This window comes from Nonomuraea sp. bgisy101 (assembly GCF_057708945.1).
This window is the reverse complement of the sequence record NZ_JBYITD010000033.1, coordinates 91,748-106,941: the sequence shown is the minus strand read 5'-3', so window position 1 is coordinate 106,941 and position 15,194 is coordinate 91,748. Positions and strand designations below refer to the sequence as shown.

The 15,194-nt window shown below is 67.8% G+C and carries 18 protein-coding genes and 1 tRNA gene; 13 read left to right on the top strand and 6 right to left on the bottom strand.

The genetic code is table 11. The features are described from left to right. Positions 1-639 precede the first annotated feature (639 nt). From AC3EO4_RS43605 to AC3EO4_RS43575, 7 genes are all read left to right on the top strand, one after another. Positions 640-882, top strand: coding sequence for a hypothetical protein (locus tag AC3EO4_RS43605; RefSeq protein ID WP_431901583.1), 243 nt, complete (start codon positions 640-642; stop codon positions 880-882). Between the two features lie 7 nt (positions 883-889). Then, a complete protein-coding gene (locus AC3EO4_RS43600; RefSeq protein WP_431901581.1) occupies positions 890-1,078 on the top strand; it encodes a hypothetical protein in 189 nt (62 codons plus the stop codon). 32 nt (positions 1,079-1,110) lie between these two features. Beyond that, the gene (locus AC3EO4_RS43595) at positions 1,111-1,455 is read left to right on the top strand and encodes a hypothetical protein (protein WP_431901579.1); all 345 of its coding nucleotides are present in this window, start codon (positions 1,111-1,113) and stop codon (positions 1,453-1,455) included. Between the two features lie 26 nt (positions 1,456-1,481). Continuing rightward, positions 1,482-3,296 carry a helix-turn-helix domain-containing protein gene (locus tag AC3EO4_RS43590; protein WP_431901576.1) on the top strand — a complete coding sequence of 605 codons (1,815 nt, stop codon included), beginning with the start codon at positions 1,482-1,484 and terminating at the stop codon, positions 3,294-3,296. 205 nt (positions 3,297-3,501) lie between these two features. Beyond that, entirely contained in the window at positions 3,502-3,678 is a 177-nt protein-coding gene (locus tag AC3EO4_RS43585) for a helix-turn-helix domain-containing protein (protein ID WP_431901575.1), read from the top strand. Between the two features lie 101 nt (positions 3,679-3,779). Continuing rightward, positions 3,780-3,935: a CopG family ribbon-helix-helix protein gene (locus tag AC3EO4_RS43580; RefSeq protein ID WP_431901573.1), complete on the top strand. Its 156-nt coding sequence runs from the start codon at positions 3,780-3,782 to the stop codon at positions 3,933-3,935. Positions 3,936-4,206: 271 nt separating this feature from the next. Further along, positions 4,207-5,106: a tyrosine-type recombinase/integrase gene (locus AC3EO4_RS43575; protein WP_488186377.1), complete on the top strand. Its 900-nt coding sequence runs from the start codon at positions 4,207-4,209 to the stop codon at positions 5,104-5,106. A 108-nt stretch (positions 5,107-5,214) separates the two neighbouring features. Here the strand turns inward: AC3EO4_RS43575 and AC3EO4_RS43570 are convergent. Next, positions 5,215-5,288 (bottom strand) — tRNA-Pro (locus tag AC3EO4_RS43570). Between the two features lie 63 nt (positions 5,289-5,351). Continuing rightward, the gene (locus AC3EO4_RS43565; protein WP_379578142.1) at positions 5,352-6,245 is read right to left on the bottom strand and encodes a metallophosphoesterase; all 894 of its coding nucleotides are present in this window, start codon (positions 6,243-6,245) and stop codon (positions 5,352-5,354) included. A 30-nt stretch (positions 6,246-6,275) separates the two neighbouring features. Between AC3EO4_RS43565 and AC3EO4_RS43560 the strand changes: the two genes are divergently transcribed. After that, positions 6,276-6,728, top strand: a complete 453-nt coding sequence (locus tag AC3EO4_RS43560; protein ID WP_379578140.1) for a GatB/YqeY domain-containing protein — start codon at positions 6,276-6,278, stop codon at positions 6,726-6,728. A 232-nt stretch (positions 6,729-6,960) separates the two neighbouring features. Here AC3EO4_RS43560 and AC3EO4_RS43555 read toward each other — a convergent pair whose 3' ends face one another. Then, positions 6,961-9,216 carry a transglycosylase domain-containing protein gene (locus AC3EO4_RS43555; RefSeq protein WP_379578139.1) on the bottom strand — a complete coding sequence of 752 codons (2,256 nt, stop codon included), beginning with the start codon at positions 9,214-9,216 and terminating at the stop codon, positions 6,961-6,963. A 244-nt stretch (positions 9,217-9,460) separates the two neighbouring features. On the opposite strand from AC3EO4_RS43555, the gene AC3EO4_RS43550 reads away from it, so the two are divergent. Then, positions 9,461-9,757, top strand: a complete 297-nt coding sequence (locus AC3EO4_RS43550) for a WhiB family transcriptional regulator (RefSeq protein ID WP_148036282.1) — start codon at positions 9,461-9,463, stop codon at positions 9,755-9,757. Positions 9,758-9,825: 68 nt separating this feature from the next. Here the strand turns inward: AC3EO4_RS43550 and bagB are convergent, their stop codons facing one another. Beyond that, positions 9,826-10,974 (bottom strand): ATPase BagB, encoded by a 1,149-nt coding sequence (gene bagB / locus AC3EO4_RS43545; protein ID WP_379578138.1) that lies wholly within the window; start codon positions 10,972-10,974, stop codon positions 9,826-9,828. Between the two features lie 64 nt (positions 10,975-11,038). Then, on the bottom strand, positions 11,039-12,043 hold the full coding sequence (gene bagA / locus AC3EO4_RS43540; protein ID WP_379578136.1) for an ATPase BagA: 1,005 nt from the start codon (positions 12,041-12,043) through the stop codon (positions 11,039-11,041). Positions 12,044-12,217: 174 nt separating this feature from the next. Between bagA and sp36 the strand changes: the two genes are divergently transcribed. The 4 genes from sp36 to AC3EO4_RS43520 are packed head-to-tail and all read left to right on the top strand — an operon-like array spanning position 12,218 to position 14,457. Continuing rightward, positions 12,218-12,373, top strand: coding sequence for a Sp36 family protein (gene sp36, locus AC3EO4_RS43535; protein WP_379578134.1), 156 nt, complete (start codon positions 12,218-12,220; stop codon positions 12,371-12,373). Next, positions 12,370-12,825, top strand: a complete 456-nt coding sequence (locus AC3EO4_RS43530; protein ID WP_431901569.1) for a RidA family protein — start codon at positions 12,370-12,372, stop codon at positions 12,823-12,825. The genes sp36 and AC3EO4_RS43530 overlap by 4 nt, the downstream gene beginning before the upstream one ends. Positions 12,826-12,868: 43 nt before the next feature. After that, on the top strand, positions 12,869-13,672 hold the full coding sequence (locus AC3EO4_RS43525) for an NUDIX hydrolase (protein ID WP_379578130.1): 804 nt from the start codon (positions 12,869-12,871) through the stop codon (positions 13,670-13,672). Then, entirely contained in the window at positions 13,669-14,457 is a 789-nt protein-coding gene (locus AC3EO4_RS43520) for an MBL fold metallo-hydrolase (protein WP_379578128.1), read from the top strand. Before AC3EO4_RS43525 ends, AC3EO4_RS43520 begins: the two co-directional genes overlap by 4 nt. Here the strand turns inward: AC3EO4_RS43520 and AC3EO4_RS43515 are convergent. Next, positions 14,439-15,119: a Crp/Fnr family transcriptional regulator gene (locus tag AC3EO4_RS43515; RefSeq protein ID WP_358128959.1), complete on the bottom strand. Its 681-nt coding sequence runs from the start codon at positions 15,117-15,119 to the stop codon at positions 14,439-14,441. The two genes, AC3EO4_RS43520 and AC3EO4_RS43515, sit on opposite strands and share 19 nt — an antisense overlap. Positions 15,120-15,194: the final 75 nt, after the last annotated feature.

Below are 15,194 nucleotides of genomic sequence, written 5' to 3'. Positions count from 1 at the left end.
CCCCCGGCAAGGTCTGGTAGTGCCTTTTCTGGCACTCGTTCCCACGGACCTTGCCGGGGGCCTTTTGCGTGTTGCCCCAGGTAGAAGCCTGGATTATTACACGACGATATTTCACGTCGGGATGCTTTGATCGCACCGCAATATCGCATCGCGAAATGGGTGGCCCTCGCATCTGAACTTACCTTCACGGTGTCCGAAAAGGTTCGCCACCGATCGAAGGGAGCGATGCGAAATGGCCCTCACCTCACTGATCACACAGGCGGGACTGACGGCAGCGCAGATCCTCAGCAGTGCCCGTCACCCCCACCTGATCACCGGCGTGCGTGCCCTCGCAGAGCTCTCGGACCTCGGAACCGAAACGTTCACAGGCCTGTCGGGTGTCACAGCGATCTCGCTGTTGGTGCTTGGGCTCCACGTGTTGGCGGACCTTCTCGAAAGCGGCGCAGACACTACCTCGCGCCCATCCGCCGATACGGAAGGAAGGTGATCGCAGATGCGTATCCCGGTGTCCAACAGGTTCACAGGTACCTGCGTTTGTGGCGCGATGACGGAGCGCGGAAGCCGCTCGTGCCGCAAGTGCGTGGCGCGAGGCCGCTGGCGGCGGCGCAAGGCTCCCTTCGCCATGGAGTGGAGTGGCCCATGTTCGTAGCCGTCGCCATCGCCGCCGCCACGCTCCTGGTCGTGACCGTTCTGACCATCCTCATCGCTTCTCTCGTGATGAGGCACGAGGACGCCCATCTGCAGTACGGCAAGCCGCCGACGACGCTTGCCCGGCTCACCCGCCGGCTCATGGGGCTGTACGTCAACACCCCATGCCGTACCGCAGAGCCCCCGCCGTCGCCCCCAAACCATGGCCGACGCACACCCGCCGAAAGGAGGTGAGACATCCGTGACCGTGACGATGCCCTTGGTACTGCTCACGGGCGCCGTGCTGTTCATCGCGTGGCGCTACCTGAGAATGCGGGCCTGGCACGCAGCAATCGCCGTGCTGTTCGGCTTCCTGCTGGCCGCCACCACGCTCGCCCCCGAGATCTGGAGCGCGATCCGTTCCGCTCTGGCCTGGATCACCGGCCGCTGACCTCGTCCGATCGACCGAAGGAGGGATGCCCAGTGCCCTACCGCCACCCCTATCCACCATCCGATCTTCTGGAGGTTCTCCACCGACACCAGACCGCATCACACCTGCTAGCAGTCTTCACCCGGACCACTCCCGGCCTCGACGATCTTTGGCACGAGTTGTTCGCCATGCTCGCCGACACACCGACCCTCACCACCGAGATCACCGCCCTTCGCGCCGCACTCGACGCCATGCGCGCCCAGCACGCGAACCTCATCGCCGCCGCACGCGCCACACTGGCCGCACACCACGAGGGCGAGCACGACCCGCTGTTCTACCTACGTGATGAGCTGGACGCCCAGCTCGCCGCCGGCCGGCGAGCGGGTGAGGCTCGATGAGCCGTCACCGCGCTTCCCGTCACGAGATGCGCCGCAAGGCGCGCCGCATGCGCCGCCTGGGCGTCCAGCCCATCGCCGATGTCTCCGACGTCGAGTTCGCCGAACTGATCACTTCAGGTATCGCCCGATTCCTGTGGCGCTACCGCTCCGAAGCCACGCCGATCACGATCGCAGTCCTGTCCGTCCCAGCGGGGATGGTCCTCCACCGTTGGTATCCCGCCTGGTGGCCCGCCGTGGCCCTCGTGACCGCCACCATGGCGGGCGCACTGGCCATCGCGGGACGGTGGGTCAACCTGACACGCGCCATCGAACGCGGCTATGCCGCCATCACCACAGCTGTCCTCGGGGGATGGCTGACCGCCGCCACCATCATGGGGCCGCTCTCCAACCCACTGCCTGCCGTTCTGACGCTGGGCTGCCTGGTGCTGGCGGTCCCGTGGTGGGCGCACCGCCGCCGGCGCGCTCGCGTCCGCGTCGAGCGCACGCTCGCGGCCTGGCCGGAGATCTCCCCAGCCATCGGCCTAGCCGGATCCCGCATCCAATCGGCGATCGTGGACCTGTGGGGATACCGCACCCGCATCGCGCTTGCCCGAGGTCAGACCGTAGAAGACGCGATAGCCCGCATTCCAGGGATCGAATCCGCCCTAGGCACCCGCCGTGGCGCCGTCCGCATCCAACCCGTTCCCGAGAAGGCCAACCGCCTGGAACTACGGGTGATCGAAACCGACCCGCACGCCGACGCCATCTCCTGGCCCGGACCATCCGTCTCCACCATCCGCGACCCGATAGAGCTGGGCGTCTTCGAAGACGGCAGCCCCGTGCGGGTCTCCTTCAAACGCCGTCACGCCCTGGTCGGCGGCGTAGCGGGAGCCGGCAAGAGCGGCGCCGTCAACGTCCTCATGGGCAACCTGTCCGCCTGCCCCGACGTGATCGTGTGGGGCATCGACCTCAAACGCGGCATGGAACTGCTGCCCTGGCAAGCCTGCCTCGATCGCGTCGCCGTCACGCCCAAGGAAGCAACCGCGCTACTCAGGGACGCGGTACGAGTGCTGGACGGGCGCGCCGACATGCTCGCCATGCGCGGGCTACGCGTGTGGGATCCCGCCCCTGACGCACCCGCGCTGATCATCCTGATCGACGAATACGCCGAACTGGTCGACGACGCACCCGAGGCGATCGGCTACGCCGACTCGATCGCCCGCCGTGGCCGCGCCGTGGCCGAGACCCTCATCGCCGCCACACAACGTCCGTCCCAGAAGGCGATGGGCAACAGCGCCGTCCGCTCCCAGATGGACATCCGCATCAGCTTCCGGGTGCGGGAACGCAGGGACGCCGACCTGATCCTCGGCGCGGGGATGCACAAGGCCGGATGGCACGCCGACAAGCTGGACGCGCCCGGCAAGTTCCTGCTCAGCGCCCCAGAGTTCGACATCCCCCGCCGCGGCCGCACTTACCTCCTCAACGACGACACGGTCCAATGGACAGCGATCCAGCACGCCGACCGCCGTCCTGTACTGGATGTGATCTCACTCGCAGCCCTCCACGAGCCCCCGTGCGAGCGCGAAGAGACCGCAGAGGATCCGCATCAACCTAGGGGCAGACATGCCCGCCAAGCCGCGTCACAGGCAGCAGAGGACGCGTTGAGCGCGGCTCTCAGGGACGCACCACGCGAGGGAGCCAGCATCGGCGATCTTCTGGAGGCGGCAAGCATGAGCCGTCCCACCCTGTACCGCCGGTTGGCCCAGCTCGAAGATCAAGGCATAGCCGTACAGGTCTCCCGCGGTCGCTGGCGGAGCGCGGCTACCGACGCCGAATACCCGGCGCTGGGTGACGAAGAGTAATCGTCTCAACGTCTCATTGTCTCGCCGTCTCACGCGCGCCTGCACATAGACGCGAGACCGAACGATGAGACGAGACATCGAAACGAGTACGGACTGTAGCGACAGGCCATGCGTCGGGAGCATCCGCACGCCGATCAAAGGGCGTGCGGAGATCCCGGCAGAAGGGAGCCGCATCGACCGAATCGACAAGGGAGGAGGGATGCGCATGCAGGCATACACCGTCGAACAGGTAGCCGAGATGCTCAGCATCGGCCGCGACAAGGTCTACTTCCTGCTCCGCACTGGACAGCTCAACAGCATCAAGATCGGCAAGCTCCGCCGGATCACCGATCAGCACCTTGCCGACTTCGTCTCCTCACTGGAAGCCATCGACCAAGCGTAGAACAGCGTGCTACGTTGCTCTACAGGCCCGGGTGTGCGGCGTCAGCCGTACACCCGGACAAGCGCCTCTTGATAACTCCAGGCACAGAAAGGAAGCCGCCTATGTCGGGCGACCGTACAACGCTGCCACCCGTCCGGGTGGACGCGGAGCTGAAGGAACGTCTCCGCAGGTACGCCGCCTCACAGGAGCGAGATGTGTCGTGGGTGATCAGGAAGGCGATCGAGGAGTACCTGAACCGCCACGAGCAAAAGGAGTGATTCCTTGGCGAAGATCCTGATCGGCTAGTACGAAGCGACCATCTACCCCGAGGGAGACGGGTACACCGGAGCCATCTCCCTCGGGTTCAGCCCCGACGGCAAGCGCCAACGCGTCAAGCGCAAGGGCAAGACCAAGGCAGAGGTCAAAGCCAAGCTGATCAAGGTAGCCCAAGAGCTTGAAGCAGGCGTCAAGGCGTCGGAGAACTACACGGTCCGCGAAGCCGTCGAAGACTGGCTTTCCAAGGGGCTCAAGGATCGCTCGGAGGGCACCGTGGCCAAGCTGCGGAGTCTCGCCGAAACGCACGTCATACCGGGGTTGGGGAAGGAAAAGCTCCAACGCCTCCGTGCCGATCAAGTAGAGGAGTGGCTGGACAAGCTCTCTCACGAGTTGGCCACCCGAAGCCTCGCGGAAGTCCACGCAGTTCTGAAACGGGCCATCCGCCATGCGCAAGCGCGCGACCTGGTTCTCAGGAACGTGGCTGAGCTGGTGGTCACGCCAAAAGGCAGGCGTGGCCGGCCGAGTCGAGCGCTCGCGCAACAACAAGCCGAAGCGGTGCTCAAGGCCGCAGAGTCGTCGGACCTCCACGCGTACGTGGTGCTCAGTCTCACGACGGGCATCCGTACCGAGGAAGCCCGCGCGCTGCGTTGGGATCACGTAGTCGCCTGGGTGAAGTCTCGGAGATCCTGGCGTCCGGTACCCGAGGTGGGGTTCGCTCACGAGCGGTTCGCCATCTACGTGTGGCGCGCTGATCGGGTGGGAGGCGACACCAAGACGCGTAAGTCGCGTCGAACCTTGGAACTGCCCCAGCTCGCGGCCAATGCGCTCCGAGGGCATCACGCGAAGCAGATCGCTCGCAGGGAGGAGATCGGCGAACTCTGGGAGGACTTCGGCTTGGTGTTCACCACCGATACCGGTGCTCCCTTGGACGCCGGAAAAGTCCGGCGATCCTTCAGGAAGATCACAGCTCAGGCGGGGGTCGGCAAGAACTGGACTCCCCGCGAACTCCGTCACTCGTTCGTTTCGATCATGAGTGACCATGGTGTGTCCATCGAGACCATCGCCTTGGGGCACTCCGGCACCAGCGTCACGGAGGAGGTCTATCGGCATCAGCTGAAGCCGGTGATCACCAAGGGTGCCGAGACCATGAACACGATCTTCGGCGACAGCTAGGGAAAGTCCGACTGAGGTGGCTCCCCGTTTGGCTCCCCATCGACCTTCAGAGAACGAAAAAGAGGCCTCGGATCTCTCCGAAGCCCCTTCTCACCTGCACCTACTGGGTCGGGGTGGCGGGATTTGAACCCACGGCCTCTTCGTCCCGAACGAAGCGCGCTGCCAAGCTGCGCTACACCCCGGTGCACGCCCGTCTTGTGCGTGCCTGCATGAGTCTAGCGGACTTCAGCAGTACATGTGACCCGTCAGCGCCGCGGGACCAACGTCAGCAACGAGGCCTCGGGGAAGCACGCGAACCTAACAGGCGCGTAAGGCGACGTCCCGAGCCCCGCCGACACGTGGAGCCAGGCGGACGAGTGCCGGTTCAGGCCCTTCACGCGCGCCCTGTCGATGCCGCAGTTGGTGACCAGCGCCCCGTAGAACGGGATGCAGAGCTGGCCGCCGTGCGTGTGGCCGGCGAGCAGGAGCTGGTAGCCGTCGGCGGCGAAGCGGCTCAGGTTGCGCGGCTCGGGAGAGTGCATGACGCCGAGGCGGAGGTCGGCGTCGCGGGGGGCGGGGCCGGCGACGAGGTCGTAGCGGTCGCGGTCGATGTGGGAGTCGTGGATGCCCGCGACGGCGACGTCGAGGTCGCCGACCTTTATGCGGGCGGTGGTGTTGTTCATGTCGAGCCAGCCCTCGGCGGCCATGCCCTCGCCGAGCTCGCGCCACGGCAGGGAGGGGACGTGCTGGCGGCGGTCGTTCTTGGAGGTCCGCCAGAGGTAGCGGGCGGGGTTCTTGGGCTTGGGCGCGTAGAGGTCGTTCGAGCCGTACACGAACAGGCCGGGACGCGACAGCAGCGGCTCCAGCGCGTGGAGCAGGGAGGGGACGGCGTCGACGTGGGCGATGGAGTCGCCGGTGTTGACGACGAGGTCGGGCTCGAGGGAGCCGAGGGAGCGCACCCAGTTGATGAGCATGCGGCGCCCTGGCGTCAGGTGCAGGTCCGACAGGTGCAGGATGCGCACGGGCCGCTGGCCGCGCTCCAGGACGGGCACGTCGAAGCGCCTGAGGCGGAAGCTGTTGCGCTCGACGACCGAGGCGTAACCGAGGCCGGCCAGGCCGAGGCCCATCAGGGACAGGGGGATTGCGACAGCTTTCCTCATCTCTTCATCATGCCTGAAAGGATGGAGCGCATGAGCGCATTGAAGGACAAGCTGAAGGCCGACCTGTCGGCCTCGCTGAAGAGCAGGGACGAGGTACGCCTGCGGACGATCCGCATGGCCCTGGCCGCGATCAACGTGGAGGAGGTCGCGGGCAAGGAGGCCAGGGAGCTGTCCGACGACGAGATCATCAAGGTCCTCACCAAGGAGGCCAAGAAGCGTCGTGAGGCCGCGGAGGCGTTCGGCAACGCGGGCCGTGAGGAGCAGGCCAAGGCGGAGCTCGACGAGCAGGCGGTGCTGGACGAGTACCTGCCGGCGCAGTTGTCGGACGAGGAGCTCGGCCGCATCGTGGACGAGGCCGTCGCCGAGCTCGGGGTGTCGGGGCCGCAGGCGATGGGCCAGGTGATGAAGGTCGTCAACCCGAAGATCGCGGGGCGCGCCGAAGGCGGGCGCGTGGCGCAGATCGTGCGCGCGCGTCTCTCCTAGACCTCTGCGGGCGGGGGCGCGCCACCGCGGACGGGCGCGCCTTCCCGACCTCCTCGTCCATACGGCTGGACGGCGGCGCCACTGCGGACGGCAGCGCCTCCAGCCCGTAACGGCAGGACGGCGGCGCCATTGCGGACGGGAGTGCCTCCAGCCCGTACGGCAGGCCGCCGGAGGCCCCGTGGAGCCTCCGGCGCGCGGCAGGGTCAGGCCGCGCCGTCCGGGGGTGCAGGGGTCAGCCGCGCCGTCCGGGAGTGATGGGCTTGTCCCGGCCGTTGCCGTTGCCGCCGTTGTCCGCGCCGTTGTCCCAGATGTCGAGCGGGCTCTCCTCGTCGTCGGCGTTGCCGAACGGGCTGTCGCCGCGGTCCCTGTCCTTGTCCTTCTTCGGCGGCTTCGGCGCGCAGCTCTTGGTGCACCCGCCGTACGTGTCGCTGTCGTACGGGTGGAACGAGGCGGCCTCGATGCCCTTGAGGGCCTTCATCATCGAGTCCTTCCAGATCCGCCCGGAGATCGAGGCGCCGTACACGTAGGCGTAGTAGCGGCCGCCGATGGTGACGCCGGTCAGGTCGTGGTTGAAGGCGCCGCGCGGGTCGCCGAGGCTGACGGCGGAGGCCAGGTTGGGGGTGTAGCCGGCGAACCACGCTGCGGTGTAGCCGTCGGTGGTGCCGGTCTTGCCCGCCGCGTCACGGCCGATGCCGCCGACCTCGGTCATGGTGCCCCTGGTGAAGACGCCCGACATGACCTCGCTCACCGCGTCGGCCACGCCCTCGTCGACGACCTGCTTGCACTTGGGCTTGGCGGCGGTGACCTTCCCGTTCCTGTCGCGGACCTCGGTGATGGCCATCGGCCTGCAGTACTGGCCGCGGCTGGCGAAGACGGCGAAGGCGCTGGAGACGGTCACGGGGTCCATCTCGTTGACGCCCAGCGTGAAGGTGGGGACCTGCTGGAGCTTGCCGCCGTCGGCGCGCTTGATGCCGAGCTTCTCGGCCATCTTGACGACCTTGCAGAGGCCGACCTGCTCCTCGAGCTTCATGAAGAACGTGTTGACCGAGCCCAGCGTGCCGGTCCTCAGGGTCTTGAAGCCGCCGCCGCCCTCGCTGGAGTTGAAGACCTGGTGCGAGGATCCGACCCGCAGGCCCTTGCAGTCGCGGAACGGGGTGTTCTCCACCGCCGGGACGTTGTAGGTCTTGCCGGTCGAGTTGCCGTCGTCGATCTTCCAGCCGTTCTCGAGCGCGGCCGCCAGCGTGAAGGCCTTGGCGGTCGAGCCCTGCTGGAAGCCGACGCCGCCGCCGTGCTTGCTGTCGGCGGCCAGGTTGATCAGGGTCTCGTTCTTCTTCTTGTTGTCACCGAACTTGCGGCTGGCGGCCAGTGCCTTGATCTCGCCGGTGCCGGGCACGACGATGGCCTGCGCGGCGGCGGGCTTGTCCTTGGCGAAGACGTACTTCTTGATCGCCTGTTCGGAGGCCGCCTGCATCTTCGGGTCGAGCGTGGTCTTGATGCGCAGGCCGCCCTGCTGGAGCAGCTTCTCGCGGTCCTCGGGGGTGGCGCCGAAGTCGGGGTTGGTGAGGATCTCGTGCTTGACGTAGAGGCAGAAGTACGGGTACTTGCTCTCCTCGCAGCCGCCGGGGATTTGGGTGCCCTTGAAGCCCAGCTTCTCCTTCTTGGCCGCGGCCGCCTCCGCCACAGTGATCTTCTGGAGCTCGGCCATCCGGTCGAGGACGGTGTTGCGACGGTTGAGGAGATAGTCCCTGGCGGTCTTGCCCAGCGTCGGGTCGGTACGCACCGGGTTCTGCACGGCTCCGGCCAGCGTCGCCGCCTCGGAAAGGTCGAGTTCGGCCGCCGACTTGCCGAAGAAGCGCTTGGCCGCGGCCTGGATGCCGTAGGCGCCGGCGCCGAAGTAGGAGATGTTGAGGTACTTCTGAAGGATCTCGTCCTTGGTGTACTTCTCCTCGATGGCCATGGCGTAGCGCAGCTCGTTGAGCTTGCGGTTGACGGTCGGCGCGATGGCCGCCATCGCTTCCTTCTTCGTCTTGGCCTTGTTGAACTGCACCAGCTTGACGTACTGCTGGGTGATCGAGGAGCCGCCCTGGACCACGCCGCCGCCGGTGAGGTTCTTGGCCAGGGCCCTGGCCGTGCCCTCCAGGTCGATGGCGCCGTGCTCGTAGAAGCGGAAGTCCTCGATCGAGATGATCGCGGTGCGCATCACGGGGGCGATCTGGTCGATCTTCACCGACTCGCGGTTCTGGTAGTAGAACTGCGCGACCTGCTTGCCGGTGGAGTCGTAGATCTCGGTGCGCTCAGGAAGCGGCGGTTCGTCGAGCTTCTCGGGTCTGAGGGCCAAGGTCTCGGTGGTCGACTTGGCGGTCAGGCCCACTCCGCCCACGGCGGGCAGGGCGACGGCGGCGGCCAGCACTCCCGCGGCCGTGCCGGCGGCGAGAAGCCGCACGACGTTCACGAACGGGTTCGACTGATCTTTGCCCTGAGCTTGCACGGAACCAAGACTACGTCGAAAGCGAGGCGTAATCGGTAACCGGACCTCATTTCGCCTTGACTCGGCGAGGTGACTAGTCATTCCCGGTCAAGGCCCTAGCGAGAAATTGGTCCTGCCGGGGTCTGTCGGCCCGAAGGTCTGGTTGCGTACGTTCTCCTCTGCGGCAACAGAATACGGAGGCTCGGCGCCCGCGCCCGTCGGCCCCAAATGACGACTGACCACCTAAGGGGAGTGGGGTCGAAACATGTGGATCACGGATTGGACCTCCCGTGCCGCCTGTCGGGGTGCGGACCCGGACGCGCTGTTCGTCCAGGGTGCCGCTCAGAACAGGGCGAAGCTCATCTGCCGAGGATGCCCGGTCCGTACCGAATGCCTCGCTGATGCACTGGACAACCGCATCGAGTTCGGGGTGTGGGGCGGTATGACGGAACGGGAACGGCGTGCGCTGCTCCGGCGGCGGCCCGACGTGGACTCATGGCGCGAGCTGCTTGAGTCCGCGAAGGAGGAGTACGAGCGGACGAACGAGCTGATCGCCGGCTGACGTCACGACTGTACGGCCGGCGGATCATCGCCGGCCGTACAGTCGCGTTCTCGTGGTGGGCGACTCCGCTAGGCGCTGCGTGAGACGGCGGCGTCCCCCGCCAGCAGCCGCCCGATCTCGTGAAGACCCTCCAGGTCGTGGACGTCCTGCGGCATCGCGGCGACCTCGACGACGGGCACAGTGGGGTGGGCGGAGACGAAGTGCTCGCGCTCGCGGTGCTCGCGGGCGGCCAGCTGCATCCGGCCGGCGTGCAGGCGCAGCACGGCGGCGGTCAGCTCGTGCTCGCCTCTGGTCTCCAGGTCCTCGGCCGCGGCCGCGCTGCGGGCTGCGGAGAGCCCCGCGGCGGGCGACAGGTGCACGCGGTTGATCACCAGCCCGGCCAGCGGCATGCGCTCCTCGGCGAGCCTCTCCACGAAGTAGGACGCCTCGCGCATCGCGTCACGCTCGGGCGCCGCCACGACCACGAAGGCCGTGCCGGGCGCCTGCAGCAGCTTGTAGGTCATCTCGGCGCGCTGCCTGAATCCGCCGAAGACCGCGTCGAGCGCGGAGACGAACGTCTGCAGATCCTTGATCACCTGTGCGCCGAGGAGCTTCGTCATCGCTCCGGCGACGAGCCCGAACCCGGCGTTGAGCAGTTTGAACGCGCTGCGCCCTCCGGCCTTGGCGGGGGCCATCAGCAGCCTGATGAAGCGCCCGTCGAGAAAGCGGCCCAGCCGTTCGGGCGCGTCGAGGAAGTCGAGCGCGGAGCGGGAGGGCGGCGTGTCGACGATGATCAGATCCCACTCGTCCGAGCGGCGCAGCTGGCCGAGCTTCTCCATCGCCATGTACTCCTGCGTGCCCGCGAAGCTGGAGCTGAGCGACTGGTAGAAGGGGTTCGTCAGGATCTGGCGGGCCCGCTCGGGGTCGGCGTGGGCCTCGATGATCTCGTCGAAGGTCCGCTTCATGTCGAGCATCATGGCGAACAGCTGGCCCTCGCCGGCCGTGTGGACCAGGCGGGGGGTGTTGTCCAGCTCGGTCAGGCCCATCGACTGGGCCAGCCTGCGCGCGGGGTCGACGGTCAGCACGACGGCCCTGCGGCCCCGCTCGGCGGCGCGCAGCCCCAGCGCGGCGGCGGTGGTGGTCTTGCCCACGCCACCGGAGCCGCAGCAGACCACGATGCGCGTGCCGCGATCGTCGAGGATCGCGTCGACGTCCAGAACCGGGGGGATCCTGGTCACTAACCCTCCTCCGTCGGCCTCGTGACCGAGGTGCCGCGTCCGTTGGTGACCTCGCGTCGCTCGATCACGCCACTCCCTTGGTGCAGATGGTCTCGGCCAGCTCGTACAGCCCCGCCAGGTCGACGCCGTCTGCCAGCAGCGGCAGCTCGTAGCGTGGGATGCCGGTCTCCTGCAGCGCCGCCCGCTCGGTCTTCTCCAGCTCGGTACGGCGGGCGTGCTCCACGACCTCCTCGGCCAGAGCCTCCGCCACCGCGGTGGCGTCGCTCGATCCGTCGGCCAGTCCGGCCGCCTTGAGGCCCAGCGCGATCTCCGCGGCGTCGAATCCGCCCTTGACAGCCGAGTCAAGAACGGCCTTGGGGAGCAGTGATTCACGCACCATGTTGATGAAGATTCCACCGACGGGAAGACCGGCCGAACGCAATTCGGCAATGCCATCGAGCGTTTCCTGAACCGGCATCTCCTCTAGAACCGTCACGAAGTGGACAGCTGTCTCGGGAGATTTCACCACGCCGCTCACGAGATCCGAATGGTTCTTGATCGGGCCGACCCTCGCCAGGCCGGCGACCTCCTGGGTCACGTTGAGGAAGCGGCTGACGCGGCCCGTGGGCGGGGCGTCGAGCACAACGGCGTCGTAGACGCGCCTGCCGTCCTTGCCGCGCCGCCGTACCGCCTCGGTGGTCTTGCCGGTGACCAGCACGTCGCGGAAGCCGGGAGCGACGGTGGTGGCGAAGTCGACGATGCCCATCTTGGTGAGCGCGCGGCCGGCGCGGCGCATGCCGTAGAACATCTCGAGGTAGTCGAGCATGGCCTCTTCGGGGTCGACGGCCAGCGCGTGGACGTCGCCCCCTCCGGGGGCGACGGCGATCTTGCGCTCCTCGTACGGCAGCGGCGGCAGGTCGAAGATCTGCGCGATGCCCTGACGGCCCTCGACCTCGACGAGAAGAACCTTGCGACCGCCTGAGGCAAGGGCCAGGGCGAGCGAGGCGGCCACTGTCGTCTTGCCGGTGCCGCCCTTACCGGTCACGACGTGGAGTCGCACGCCGTCCCAATCGGTGTCCCTAGCAGTCACACCTGCCAGGCTACCGAACGGTTACTTGCTGTCCGCCTTTGATATTCCTCACACTGGCGGGCCCCACGGGTCTCCCCTGCCACAGGGAACCCATACGTGGCGTCCGGTGGATCGGACGGTGGTTCGGGTGCCCGCGCACGGCCGGAGGGCAGGTGGGTCACTACGCTTGCCTCCATGAAGAAATGGGAGTATCTCACCGCTCCGGTGCTGATCCACAGCACCAAGATGATCCTCGACAACTTCGGCGCGGACGGCTGGGAGTTGGTCCAGATCGTGCAGGGTCCCGACGGCCAGGGTCTGGTCGCCTACTTCAAGAGGGAGAAGGCATGACCCCCGAGGAGAAGCTGGCCGAGCTGGGCCTGACCCTGCCCGAGGTCGTCGCGCCTCTGGCGGCCTACGTTCCCGCCGTGCGCACGGGCGACCACGTCTACACCTCGGGCCAGGTTCCGATGGTCGAGGGCAAGCTGCCCCTGACCGGCAAGGTCGGCGCCGAGGTGAGCGTCGAGGAGGGCCGCGACCTGGCGAGGATCTGCGCGCTCAACGCCCTGGCCGCGGTCAAGTCCCAGATCGGCGACCTGTCCAAGGTGAAGCGGATCGTGAAGGTGGTCGTGTTCGTCGCCAGCGCGCCGGACTTCACCGCCCAGCCGCAGGTGGGCAACGGCGCCAGCGAGCTGCTGAGGGACGTGTTCGGCGACCTCGGCGTGCACGCCCGCAGCGCGGTGGGCGTGGCCGTCCTGCCGCTGGACGCCCCGGTCGAGGTCGAACTGATCGCGGAAGTTTAGTAGAAAGTCCATCATGACCGAGTGATGTTCTAGAGGAGGTCATGTGGACAACGGGATCCCGCTCCCCGGCGAGTTCGGCGAGCGAGCACGAGACATCCTGGCAGGACGTGTCCAGCCGGTCCCAGCGCGGGACGCCGCCACGGTGGTGATCCTGCGCGAGGGGCCGCAGGTCTACCTCCTCAGACGCAAGGCGACCATGGCCTTCGCCGCGGGCGCCTACGTCTTCCCCGGCGGCTCGGTCGACCCGCGCGACACCGACCACTCCGTCGCGTGGGCCGGTCCCTCGCCCAAGGAGTGGGGCGAGGTGTTCCACGCCGAGGAGAAGACCGCCAGGGGGCTGGTCTGCGCCGCCGTACGGGAGACCTTCGAGGAGTCGGGCGTGCTGCTCGCCGGTCCCGGTCCCGACACGGTCGTCGCCGACACCACGGGCGACGACTGGGAGGCCGACAGGATCGCGCTGATCGACAGGAGCCTGGCCTTCGCCGACTTCCTCGACCGGCGGGGCCTGGTGCTCCGCTCCGATCTGCTCAAGCCGTGGGCGCACTGGATCACGCCCGAGGTCGAGCACAAGAGGTTCGACACCCGCTTCTTCGTCGCCGCCCTCCCCGAGGGGCAGCGCACCCGCGATGTGGGAGGAGAGGCGGACAAGGTCGTCTGGCAGCGGCCGGCCGAGGCGATCGAGCTGGCGCACAAAGGGGAGATCTTTCTCATGCCACCCACCTATCGGACGCTCGCCGAGCTGTCAGGACACGACGACGTCGAGTCGATCCTCGCGGCCGAGCGGGAGATCGTCACCATCATGCCGAGGGCCGTCGAACGCGACGGCAAGGTGTGGTTGACGACATGAGCGGCCTCTACGTCCCGCTGGCAGGACCCGACGGGACGCGCACCGACCACGCGGAGAACGTCCTCGCGCCCAACCCCTCGGAGATGACGCTCGAGGGGACCAACACCTGGGTCATCGGCACCACCGACGTGGTCGTCGTCGACCCGGGTCCCGACGACGAGGCGCACCTGCGCAGGGTCGCCGAGCACGTGGGCAGGCGCAGGGTCACCGCGATCCTGCTCACCCACGGCCACCACGACCACAGCGGCGGCGCCAAGCGCTTCGCCGAGCTGGTCGGCGCGCCCGTGCGGGCACTCGACCCGCGGCACAGGCTCGGCGACGAGGGGCTGTCCGACGGCGACGTGATCGAGGTCGGCGGCCTGGAGCTGAGGGTGTACGGCACGCCGGGGCACTCCTTCGACTCCCTGTGCTTCTGGCTGCCCGCCGACAGGGCCATGCTGACCGGCGACACCGTCCTCGGCAGGGGCACCACGGTCATCGCGCACGACGGGAACCTGGCCGACTACCTGAGAACGCTCGACCTGCTGCGCGCGACGGCCGAGGAGCTCGAAGCGGAGACCCTGCTACCCGGTCACGGGCCCGCGCTGGCCGACCCCGTCTTCGCGCTCGACGGCTACATCGTGCACCGGCGCGAGCGCCTCGACCAGATCAGGGCCGCGCGCGCCTCCGGCGCGAGGACGCCGCGCGAGATCGTGGAGATCGTCTACGCGGACGTCGACACGGCGCTGTGGCCCGCGGCCGAGATGTCGGTGCGCGCCCAGGTGGACTATCTGGACCGGTTGTAGAGGCGCTCCATGTCGAGGATGACCACGGCCTTGGCCTCGATGCGGAGCCAGCCGCGCTGGGCGAAGTCGGCCAGCGCCTTGTTGACCGTCTCACGTGAGGCGCCGACCAGCTGGGCCAGCTCCTCCTGAGTGAGGTCGTGGTGGACGCGCAGGCCGTCGTCGGTCTTGGTGCCGAACCGCTCGGCCAGGTCGAGCAGCGCCTTGGCCACGCGTCCTGGCACGTCGGTGAAGACCAGGTCGGCCAGCACGTCGTTGGTGCGCCGGAGCCGCTGGGCCAGCGCGCGCAGCAGGTGGAGCGCAACCTCGGGGCGGCCGGTGAGCCAGGGGCGCAGGTCGTCGTGGCCGAGCCCCGCCAGCCGCACATCGGTCAGCGCGGAGGCGGTGGCCGTACGAGGTCGGGGGTCGAACAGGGACAACTCGCCGAACATCTCGCTCGGCCCGAGCACGCTCAGCAGGTTCTCGCGGCCGTCGGGAGCTGTGCGCGACAGCTTGATCTTGCCCTCGAGAACGACATAGAGCCTGTCGCCCGTCTCGTTCTCGCTGAACAGGGTCTGTCCCTTGGACAGCTGAACCTCGGTGATGCTCGTGCGCAGCGCAGCCGCGCTCTCGCGGTCGAGCGCGGCGAACAGGGGGGCCTTGCCCAGCACGTCTTCGGTGTTCACTCTGCCTCCTCAGCAGCCATTGTGACGTACCCCACTGCAGAGGTCAGGAGTGACCCATGCGCAATGGCTTGAGGG